The 8,992-nt window shown below is 75.1% G+C and carries 7 protein-coding genes; 3 read left to right on the forward strand and 4 right to left on the reverse strand.

The features are described from left to right. Positions 1-296: 296 nt before the first annotated feature. On the forward strand, positions 297-3,095 hold the full coding sequence (locus tag ABZ885_RS10800) for an AAA family ATPase (protein ID WP_360186210.1): 2,799 nt from the start codon (positions 297-299) through the stop codon (positions 3,093-3,095). Between the two features lie 36 nt (positions 3,096-3,131). Here the strand turns inward: ABZ885_RS10800 and ABZ885_RS10805 are convergent, their stop codons facing one another. Then, positions 3,132-4,112, reverse strand: coding sequence for a zinc-binding dehydrogenase (locus ABZ885_RS10805; protein WP_360186213.1), 981 nt, complete (start codon positions 4,110-4,112; stop codon positions 3,132-3,134). Between the two features lie 89 nt (positions 4,113-4,201). Beyond that, on the reverse strand, positions 4,202-4,786 hold the full coding sequence (locus tag ABZ885_RS10810; protein ID WP_360186216.1) for a helix-turn-helix domain-containing protein: 585 nt from the start codon (positions 4,784-4,786) through the stop codon (positions 4,202-4,204). 152 nt (positions 4,787-4,938) lie between these two features. Here ABZ885_RS10810 and ABZ885_RS10815 point away from each other — a divergent pair, with 152 nt between their 5' ends. Continuing rightward, a complete protein-coding gene (locus ABZ885_RS10815) occupies positions 4,939-5,472 on the forward strand; it encodes an EF-hand domain-containing protein (protein ID WP_360186219.1) in 534 nt (177 codons plus the stop codon). 211 nt (positions 5,473-5,683) lie between these two features. Here ABZ885_RS10815 and ABZ885_RS10820 read toward each other — a convergent pair whose 3' ends face one another. Together ABZ885_RS10820 and ABZ885_RS10825 are read right to left on the reverse strand one after the other, a co-directional pair. Continuing rightward, entirely contained in the window at positions 5,684-6,418 is a 735-nt protein-coding gene (locus ABZ885_RS10820) for a class I SAM-dependent methyltransferase (protein WP_360186222.1), read from the reverse strand. A gap of 99 nt (positions 6,419-6,517) precedes the next feature. Continuing rightward, on the reverse strand, positions 6,518-7,369 hold the full coding sequence (locus ABZ885_RS10825; protein WP_360186224.1) for a helix-turn-helix domain-containing protein: 852 nt from the start codon (positions 7,367-7,369) through the stop codon (positions 6,518-6,520). A gap of 97 nt (positions 7,370-7,466) precedes the next feature. On the opposite strand from ABZ885_RS10825, the gene ABZ885_RS10830 reads away from it, so the two are divergent. Continuing rightward, positions 7,467-8,903 carry an amidase gene (locus ABZ885_RS10830; RefSeq protein WP_360186226.1) on the forward strand — a complete coding sequence of 479 codons (1,437 nt, stop codon included), beginning with the start codon at positions 7,467-7,469 and terminating at the stop codon, positions 8,901-8,903. Positions 8,904-8,992: the final 89 nt, after the last annotated feature.

Genomic DNA, 8,992 nt, shown 5'->3' on the forward strand with positions numbered 1-8,992 from the left:
GACGGCCCGGCGGCCGCCGTGCAGGCCGCTCCTTCCGGCCCCACCCGGGAGGAGCGGCCGTCACCGGTATTCACCCGACCGGCGGATGCGTGCCGTGCGAGCCTGGTCGTGACGGTCGTCTCCGACCGTGGCCGCGGATCCCGGTCCGGCGCCCCGGCACGCACGCCCGCCGACGTTCACCGAGGCCACCGGAGCCCGTGGCCTGACGGATTGTCAAGCCTGCACCGGAACCGTCCGTTCGGCAGTAGCCTCGGCATCGGCAACGACGGCCGTGGACGAGCGGAGGGGAGACGACGGTGGCCGAAGGCGAGCCGGCGGTCCGGGGTGACGGCGAGGCCGGCCGGGACGGGGGCCGGCTGCACGAGCGCGAGGCCGAGATCCGGTCGGCGGGGGAGGCGGTCGGGGCGCTCACCGGGCCCGCCGGTACCGGACACGGCGAACTGCTCGTGTACACCGGCGCGGCCGGGCTCGGGAAGACCGCGGTGCTGACCGAGGTGCGCCGGGAGGCGAAACGCGCCGGGTGCACGGTGCTGTTCGCCCGGGGCGGGGAGCGGCAGCGCCACGAGCCGTTCCACGTGGTGCGCCAGCTGGTGCAGCCGGTGCTGGCGGCCCTGTCCGACGAGGAGCGGACGCAGGTGTTCGGGCGCTGGGAGGACATCGTCGGCCCTGCGGTGGGGCTGCTGCCGCCCGGAGGGCAGCTCGACCCGCAGGGGGTGCGGGACGGGCTGGACTTCGTGCTCACCCGCCTCGTGCAGCGGCGCCCGCCGGTGGCCGTCATCGTCGACGACCTGCACTGGGCCGACCCGGAGTCGCTCGGCTGGCTGGCGGGCTTCGCGGTGCGCGCACGAGAGCTGCCGGCCCTGCTGGTGCTCGCCTGCCGGGACGAGTTCCCCGACGACGCCCTGACACTGCAACGCGGCCTCCTCGGCAGGGCCGGCCGGCGGCACGAACTGCGGCCGCTCCAGCCGGCCTCGGTCGCGCACCTGGTCCGCGCCGCCCTGGGCGAGCAGGCCGAGGACGCCTTCTGCCGCCACGTCTGGGCGGTCACCGGCGGCAACCCGTACGAGACCACCGCCCTGCTGCGCGAGGTGGCCGACCAGCGGCTCGACCCCGTCGAGGAGAGCACCGGCCAGCTCCGCGAACTCGCGGCCGGCGCACGGGGGATGACGCTCCGGCACTGGCTGGACAAGATCGGCCCGACCGCCGTGCAGTTCGCCTGGGCGGCGTCCATGCTGGGCACCGACATCCGCCCCGACCTCGCCGCCGTCATCTGCGCCCAGGGCCCGGACGCCGCCGCCGAGTCCGTCCGGCAGCTGCGCCGGCACGGGGTGCTGACCAGCACGCCGGGAGGCCGGCTGGAGTTCGTCCACCCGCTGGTCGCCACCTCCGTCTACCAGTCGATGCCGCCCGCCACCCGCACCGGGATGCACGGGGTCGCCGCCGTCGAGACCGAGAACGCCGGCCTCGGCCTGCTGACCGCGTCCCGGCACCTGCTGGAGACCCTTCCCGACGGCGACGGTGAGATCGTGGGCAAGCTGCGCCGGGCGGCCCGCGAGCACCTCGCCATCGGTGCGCCCGAGGCGGCCCAGCGCTGCCTGCGCCGTGCCATCAGCGAACCGCCCGCCGACGAGGACCGGGCCGCGGTGCTCTACGAACTCGGCTGCTCGGCCCTGCTCACCGACCCGGCGACCACGGTCAACCAGCTGCGCCTGGCGCTCGCGGACCCGTACGGGCTCGACCCCGGGCTCCGGGTGGACGCGATCTTCCGGCTCGCCCAGGCCCTCGCCCACAGCAACCGGGTCGGCGAGGCCGCCGCGGTGTGCGCCGAGGAGGCCGCCCGCACCCTCCCCGGCCCGGGCCGCCTGCGCCTGGACGTCGCCCACTTCATGTTCGCCGCCTTCCAGTCCGAGGACGCGGACGGTCCGGGCCGCTCCCGCAGGCTCGAGGACTTCGACCGGATGCTCGCCACGGTCGGCCTGGCCTTCAGCGACACCGGGGCGGACGGCCCGGCCCGCACCGCGGCCGGTACCGGCACCGGCGCGGACGGCGGGGCGGCTCCGGCCGGGGGCGTCTTCGAACACGACGGCCTGGCGCACGCGGTGGCCGTGCTGCGCTGCTGGGACCTCACGCTGCGCGGCGCGCACCGCGACGAGGCGATGGTCCTGGCCGAGTCCGCACTGAAAGACGGCCGGCTGCCCCGCAGCCTGGGCTGGACCAACACCACCTGGGGCTTCGAGCTGCCCGGGATCCTCGGCATCAGCTACCTCTACGCCGACCGGGTCGACCGGGCGGAGGAGCTGTTCACCGAGGCGGTCCGCGCGTACGAGGTCGCCGGGTGGAGCGGCGGGCACCTCGGCTTCGCCTACCTGCTGACCGGCATGCTCCGGTTCCGCTGCGGCGCCCTGGCGGAGGCGGAGGACTACCTGCGCCGGGCGCTGCGCCTCGCCGAACGGATCGGCCCGGGCGTCCCGTTGCACTGGGACGCGGTCGGGGCGCTGGCCGAGACCCTGGCCGCGCGCGGCCGGCTGCCCGAGGCCCTGGAGCTGGCCCGCAGGCACGCCTTCGGTCCGCCGTACCCGACGGTGATGGTGCTGCCCGACGCCCCCACGCTGTACGGCCGCCTCCTGCTGGCCCGCGGCGACGCGCCCGGCGCGGCCGCGACGCTGGCGGCCGCCGGCGAAGCGCTGGACGCACGCGGCTGGCGCAACACGGTGTGGGCGCCGTGGCTCGGGCACCTGGCGCGCGCCGTCGCCCCGGACGAACCGGAGCGGGCCCGTGAACTCGCCGAGGAGGCCGTCCGCCGGGCCCGCCGGTCCGGGACGGACTCGGCCGTCGGCAGCGCCCTGCGGCTCGGCGCGGCGGTGCACGACCGGCCCCGCGCGGCCGAGCTGCTCACGGAGGCCGTCCGGCACCTGGAGCGCTCACCCGCCCGCTACGAGCACGCGATCGCCCTGGTCGACCTGGGCGAGGCGCTGGGCGCCGCTCCGGCCGCCCGCACCGCCCTGGCGCAGGGGCTGGAGCTGGCCACCCACTGCGGCGCCGACGCCCTGGCCGCCCGCGCCGGCGGCCTGCTGCACGCGGCCGCGACGGGCTGAGGCGGCCGGCGTCCGGCGGCGGGGCGGTGCGGCTCGTCAGTCGACGGTGACGGTCATCTTGCCCAGCGCCTGACCGCTCTCCAGCACGCGGTGGGCCTCGACGATCTCGTCGAAGCGGAAGGTCCGGACCGGGCGTCCGGGCAGGGTTCCCGCCTCGACCTTGGCGTAGACGGTGTCCAGCGGGATGTCCGAGAGCGGGAAGTCCGGTCCGCCGAGGACGAAGGCGCTGCCGAAGAAGCTGAACCGGACGCCGCTGGGAAGGTCGGCGATCGGGTCGAAGTCGGTCACCGGTGCGAAGCCGCCGAGGAAGCCGGCCTGGCAGACGCGGCCGCGGGGTCGGACGGTGGCGAGCGAGTCGCGCAGGACGCTGTTGCCCACGAGGTCGAGCGCGGCGTCCACGGGGATGCCCCGGTCCCGGACCCGGCTGCTCAGCCGGCCGTCGTCGATGAGCACCTCCTCGGCCCCGAGCCGCTTGAGCAGGGCGGCGTGGGCGGGGTTGCGGGTGGTGGCGAGGACGCGGGCGCCGTGGTCGACGGCGAGGTTGACGGCGGCCTGGCCGAGCGAGGACGTCGCGCCGCGGACCAGGACCGTCTCGTCGGGGCGCAGCTCCAGGGTGCCGAACAGGCTGCTCCAGGCGGTCGCGTAGACCTCGGGGACGGCTGCCAGGTCAGCCCATCCGAGTGCGGAGCGGACCGGCACCACGTTGGTCGCGGGTACCGTCACGAGTTCTGCGTAACTGCCGTTGCGGGTGCGGCCCATGCCGCCGAGGATCGCCACCACTGTCGTCCCGGTGGGGAGTTCGCCGGAGGGGTCGGCTTCGACGGTCCCGGCGCACTCGATCCCGGTGACGGCCGCGACCTTGCCCCAGGCGCCCGCACGCATGTACGCCTCGGCGTGGTTGAGGCCGATCGCCTTGACCCGGACCAGCACCTCGCCGGTGGCGGGCACGGGGTCGGGCAGTTCGGTGACGGTGAGGACCTCGGGCCCGCCGTAGGTGGAGATGGTGATGGCCTTCATGATCGCTCCCTGTTCTTGAATGATGATTCAAATATCGGGTCGAAAAGGGGGCCACCGTTTCCGGTGGCCCTTGTGTGCTCCGCCGCCCCTCAGATGAGGGCGGCGAAGGCGTTGTCCGTGACGGCGCGCAGCAGTGTCTCGTCCGGGTTGGCCTTGCCCACGACCATCAGCCCCTGGCAGGTCGCGACCAGGAGCTTGGCGCTGCCGGTCGGATCCACCGAGTCGCGGACCTCGCCGCGGCGGCGGCCGTTCTCCAGGGCGGTGGTCATGCAGCGCTCCAGGCGGGCGAGGTGGCCGCGGACGACGGCTGCGGCCTCGTCGTCCTCGGCGGCGTTCTCGATCGCGGTGTTCACCAGGAGGCATCCCTGCCGGCCCTCGGGGCTGAGCAGGTCCTGGACGAGTCCGTCGAAGTAGCCGCGCAGCTCCGCCAGACCGGCCCCGGGGGCCTCCAGTGCGCCGAGCTTCTGGGGCACGACCAGCTGGGAGTAGCGCTCCAGTGACTTCAGGAACAGTGCCCGCTTGCCCCCGGGGAAGACGCTGTAGATGCTGCCCGGGTTCACTCCGGTCGCCTTCACCAGGTCCTCGATCGAGGTGGCCCGGTAGCCGCGCTCCCAGAACCGCAGCATGGCCCCGTTCAGCACGGTGTCGGGCTCGAACTCGCGGCGTCTGGGCATGGGACGAATATACATGAGCGACCATTCAAAAACAATCGGTCCGCGGTCCGGACCTGCCGGTGCCCGGCCCGGTGGCCTGCCTCCGCCGTTCCGGCCGGCTCCGCCGATAGGGTGGCGGCGAAGGCAACGGACAGTGATCGCGAGGGAACACAGTGTCGGAAACGGCGAAGCGTCGCATCTTCTCCATGCTGGACACCGACGGTGACGGCGTCGTCTCCCGGGCGGAGTACCTCGCCAGGGTCGACCGGGCGGCTGCGGCGCTGGGGCGCGGCGCACGGGACCCGCTGGTCCTCGTGGCGCGGGCCGCCCACGAGGAGGTCTGGAGGCACATGGACGCCGACCAGGACCACCGCGTCACCTTCGAGGAGTACAGCTCCTGGGCGGGGCACGAGGCGTTCGAGAAGGTGTGCCGGCCCGCGCTCGGCTCGCTGTTCGACCTCGCCGACGCCGACGCCGACGGCCGCCTGGACCGGGAGGAGTTCACCCGCCTGCGCAGGGCCTCGGGCAACGCGGCACCCGATGCCGATGCGGCCTTCGACGCCCTCGACGGCGATCACGACGGTGCCGTCGACCGCGACACCTACCTGCTGGGCATCCGGGAGTTCCTCACCACGGGAACCTCGGCCATGGCGGGCGCGTACGGCAGTGGACGGCCGGTTTCCGGCGGGGGCGTGGATCTCGCGTGACACGTGCCGCGGCGGCCTCACGCGGCGGCCCCCCTTCAGGCGGGCGCGCGGCTCATGGGGCACGGACTCCCCGTGGACGGTGTCCGATTTCCAGGCCGGCCGCGGGCGGTGGCCGTCCACTCCTGTCCACCCGCGTCCACGGCCGGCCCGCGCCGGGGCCGGCCCTCGCAGGGCCGCACCTGCGCGGTCGCCCGCCGTCCCGGAGGACTCCTCAGTGTTCCTTGACGGCGTGCAGCAGGGTGACGCCCAGCCAGGGGCCGCCGTACCAGTACTCGGGGCCGAGGTCGCGCAGCGTGCCGTGGCCGAGATGTGCGGCGTACTTCCCGGCCATGGGCCGGAAGTCGGCGACGAGCAGGTGCCCGCCGGGGCGCAGCACGCGCATGGCCTCGTCCACCGCGCGGTACCGCGCCTTGGGGGACGGGATGTTGTGGATGGCCAGGGCGCTCGTCACGACGTCGAAGGAGCCGGTTGCGAACGGCAGCGCGGTCATGTCGGCCGTGTGCACCTCCACCCGGTCGGACACCCCGGCCGCGGCGGCGTTGGCGAGGGTCGCCTCGGGGGTGTTGCCGCTCTGGTCCTTCCCGGACCACAGGTCCACGCCGACGGCGCGCCCGGAGGGGAGCCGTCTGGCCGCCTCGATCAGCACCGCGCCGCGACCGCAGCCCAGGTCCAGCAGTTCCTCGTCGCCCTTCAGGCCGGCCGCGTCGAGTTCCCGCGCCCAGACGCTCAGCTTGCCGCACAGTGTGGTGTGCAGGTAGACGCCGGTGTGGGCGAGCAGTGCCGTCCCGGCGGTGAGCAGCGCGGCCCGCCCGGACCGCCACCGGCCGGCGGCCAGGTAGCAGGCCGCTGCGGCGGCGCCGAGTGTCGCCGGGAAGGCCGGTGCGTCGACGCCGTACCGGGGCCGTCGGAGGGGCGGCTGTGGTGAGTCGTTCCGGTTCTTGGACATGCCCGGAGCGTCGCAGGCGCAGCCGGCCGCGGTCTTGGAGAAATGTTCCCGCCACGGCCGGTGCCACCGGCCGCGCACCGGATGCGCGTGGATGCTGCGCTACGAAGGGGAGAGGTAGGCGGGCGCGGCCCACGCGACGTCGTCGACCGTGAGCCAGGGGGCGGCCGCGACGGCGGTGGGGGTCACTCCGGCGAAGGCCAGGATGTCCCGGTGGAGGTGGGACTGGTCGACGTAGCCGGCCTCCGCCGCCACCAGTGCGGCGGTGTGCCCGGCGGCGAGGCGGTGGGCCGCGTGGTCGAAGCGGACGAGCCGGGCGGCGCGCTTGGGGGTGAGGCCGATCTGGGAACGGAACCGGGACCACAGCCGCTTACGGCTCCAGCCGGCCTCGGCCGCCAGCTGGTCGACCCGGACCCCGCCGCGGTTCCGCACCATCTGTTCCCAGACGAAGGCGACTTCGGGATCGACCGCAGGGCCGGCCTGGTGCCGCCGGGCGAGCGCGGCGTCCGCGATCGCGAACCGGTCGTCCCAGGACCGGGCGGCGTGCAGCCGCTCCTCGATCCGGGCGGCGTCGCGGCCCCAGAGGTCGCCGAGGGAGACCACCGTCCCGCCGAGCTCCGCGGAGGCGCCGAGGACGGCGTGCGCGACCACCGGTGACAGCCGCAGCTGCAGGCACTCGATGCCGCGGCCGTGCCCCCGGACGCCGCTGGGCGCGAGTCCGACGACGACGCTGCCGCTCTGCTGCCGGCCGGTGGTGTCGCCGACGGTGAGCGGCCCGTCGCCGACGTCGAGGGCCACCGTGACGGCCGGGTACGGGACCACGCCCAGGTCGACGAGGTCCGTGCCGCGGGCGCGGAACCCGGCCATACCGACGCCCCGCAACCGGCCCGGCCGTGACGGGGTCGCGATGTGCCAGGGCGTCGCGGCGGCAGGGGCCGGCTCGGCGGATCGCATGCCGCCAAGCTACGCGACATTCGTCCAAGACACGAGGCCGGAGCCGCGTCGACACTGACGGCACCTGCAAGTCCCTTACTGGAGAGGACCGTTCGTGATGCCTTCATCGATCGACCCGTTCACCTCGGCCGTCGGGCTCGCCGCGGCCATCCGCCGGAAGGAGGTGAGCCCGGTCGAGGTGGCCGACCGCTGTCTCGAACGGATGGACGCGCTCGACCCCCGGCTGAACGCCTTCTGCCACCGGGCCGACGACGACGTCCGCAAGGCGGCGTCCGCCGCGGCCGATGCCGTGGCACGGGCCGCGTGCGCCGAGGACCTCCCGCCGTTCCTCGGCGTCCCGCTGCCGGTCAAGGACCTGCTGGACGTGGCGGGTTGGCCGACCACCCACGGGTCCGCCGGGGCCGGGACAGCGCCGGCCGCGGCGTCGGACCGGGTCGTGCAGCGGTTGGTGGACGCGGGGTTCGTCCTGCTCGGCAAGACCACCACGTCCGAGTTCGGCGCCCTGCCCTTCACCGAGTCCGAGGCGTTGGGCATCTCGCGCAACCCGTGGGACCAGGACCGGACGCCGGGCGGGTCGTCGAGCGGAGCGGGCGTTGCCGTCGCGGCCGGGATGGCGCCGATCGCCCACGCCGAGGACGGCGGCGGGTCGATCCGCATTCCCGCCTCGTGCAACGGCCTCGTCGGGCTCAAGCCCACCCGTGGCCTGGTCACCAACGGGACCGTCAGTGTGGAGGGTCTCGGCACCAGCGGGGTGCTCACCCGCACGGTCGCCGACACCGCGGCCGCCCTCGACGTGCTGGCCCGGCACGATCCGGCCGCGTGGTGGTCCCCGCCGGCTCCGGCCCGGTCCTTCGCCGGCGCGGTGGAGGCGGACCTGTCGGCCGGGCTGCGGATCGGTGTGCTCACCGACTCCCCGGTCGACGGGATAGCCGTCGACCCGGCGTGCACGGCCGCCGTCGACCTCGCGCTCCGGACCCTCGAATCGGCCGGTCACCACGTCGTCGACACCCGGCTTCCGCTGCCCCCGACGGACGAACTGGTCGCGTCGTTCACGATGTTGTGGAACGTCGGCGGCGCCGGGATCGCGCTCGCGGACCCGGACCGTGTCGAGCCCCACAACCGTGCCCTGCGGGACGCGGCCCGCTCGATCGACTCGTGGGCCTACGCGGAAGGGGTGAAGCGGGCCCAGCAGTTGTCGCGGCGCATCGTCGAAGGCTTCGTCGCCGGGTTCGACCTCCTCGTGACGCCCACGATGGCCTGTCTCCCGCCGCTGGTCGGTGCCTGGCGGGCGGGCACCGGCGACGATCCCCTGACGGCGCTGCGGAACAGCTACCCGATGGGGGTGTTCACCTCGGTGTTCAACATCACCGGCCAGCCGGCGATCTCGGTGCCCCTGCACCAGGACGACGCCACCGGTCTGCCCGTGGGTGTCCAGATCGTCGCCGCGCCGTGGCGGGAGGACCTCCTGCTCCAGGTGTCCCGTCTCCTCGAACTCGCCCACCCGTGGGCCCACCGCCGGCCGTCCGTCGGCTGACGGTGGGGCCCCCGGGGGGGGGGGGCCGGCCGGGCCCCCCGCCCCCCCGCCCCCCCCCCCGCCCCCCGGCGCCGCCGCGCGCGCGCGGA

It is taken from the genome of Kitasatospora sp. NPDC047058 (assembly GCF_040643935.1).
GTDB lineage: Bacteria > Actinomycetota > Actinomycetes > Streptomycetales > Streptomycetaceae > Kitasatospora.

Bases quoted from the DNA above. Each gene is read 5' to 3' on its own strand.
- ABZ885_RS10820 (WP_360186222.1), bottom strand. From the start codon at position 6,418: ATGTCCAAGAACCGGAACGACTCACCACAGCCGCCCCTCCGACGGCCC.
- ABZ885_RS10810 (WP_360186216.1), bottom strand. From the start codon at position 4,786: ATGCCCAGACGCCGCGAGTTCGAGCCCGACACCGTGCTGAACGGGGCC.
- ABZ885_RS10825 (WP_360186224.1), bottom strand. From the start codon at position 7,369: ATGCGATCCGCCGAGCCGGCCCCTGCCGCCGCGACGCCCTGGCACATC.
- ABZ885_RS10830 (WP_360186226.1), top strand. From the start codon at position 7,467: ATGCCTTCATCGATCGACCCGTTCACCTCGGCCGTCGGGCTCGCCGCG.
- ABZ885_RS10805 (WP_360186213.1), bottom strand. From the start codon at position 4,112: ATGAAGGCCATCACCATCTCCACCTACGGCGGGCCCGAGGTCCTCACC.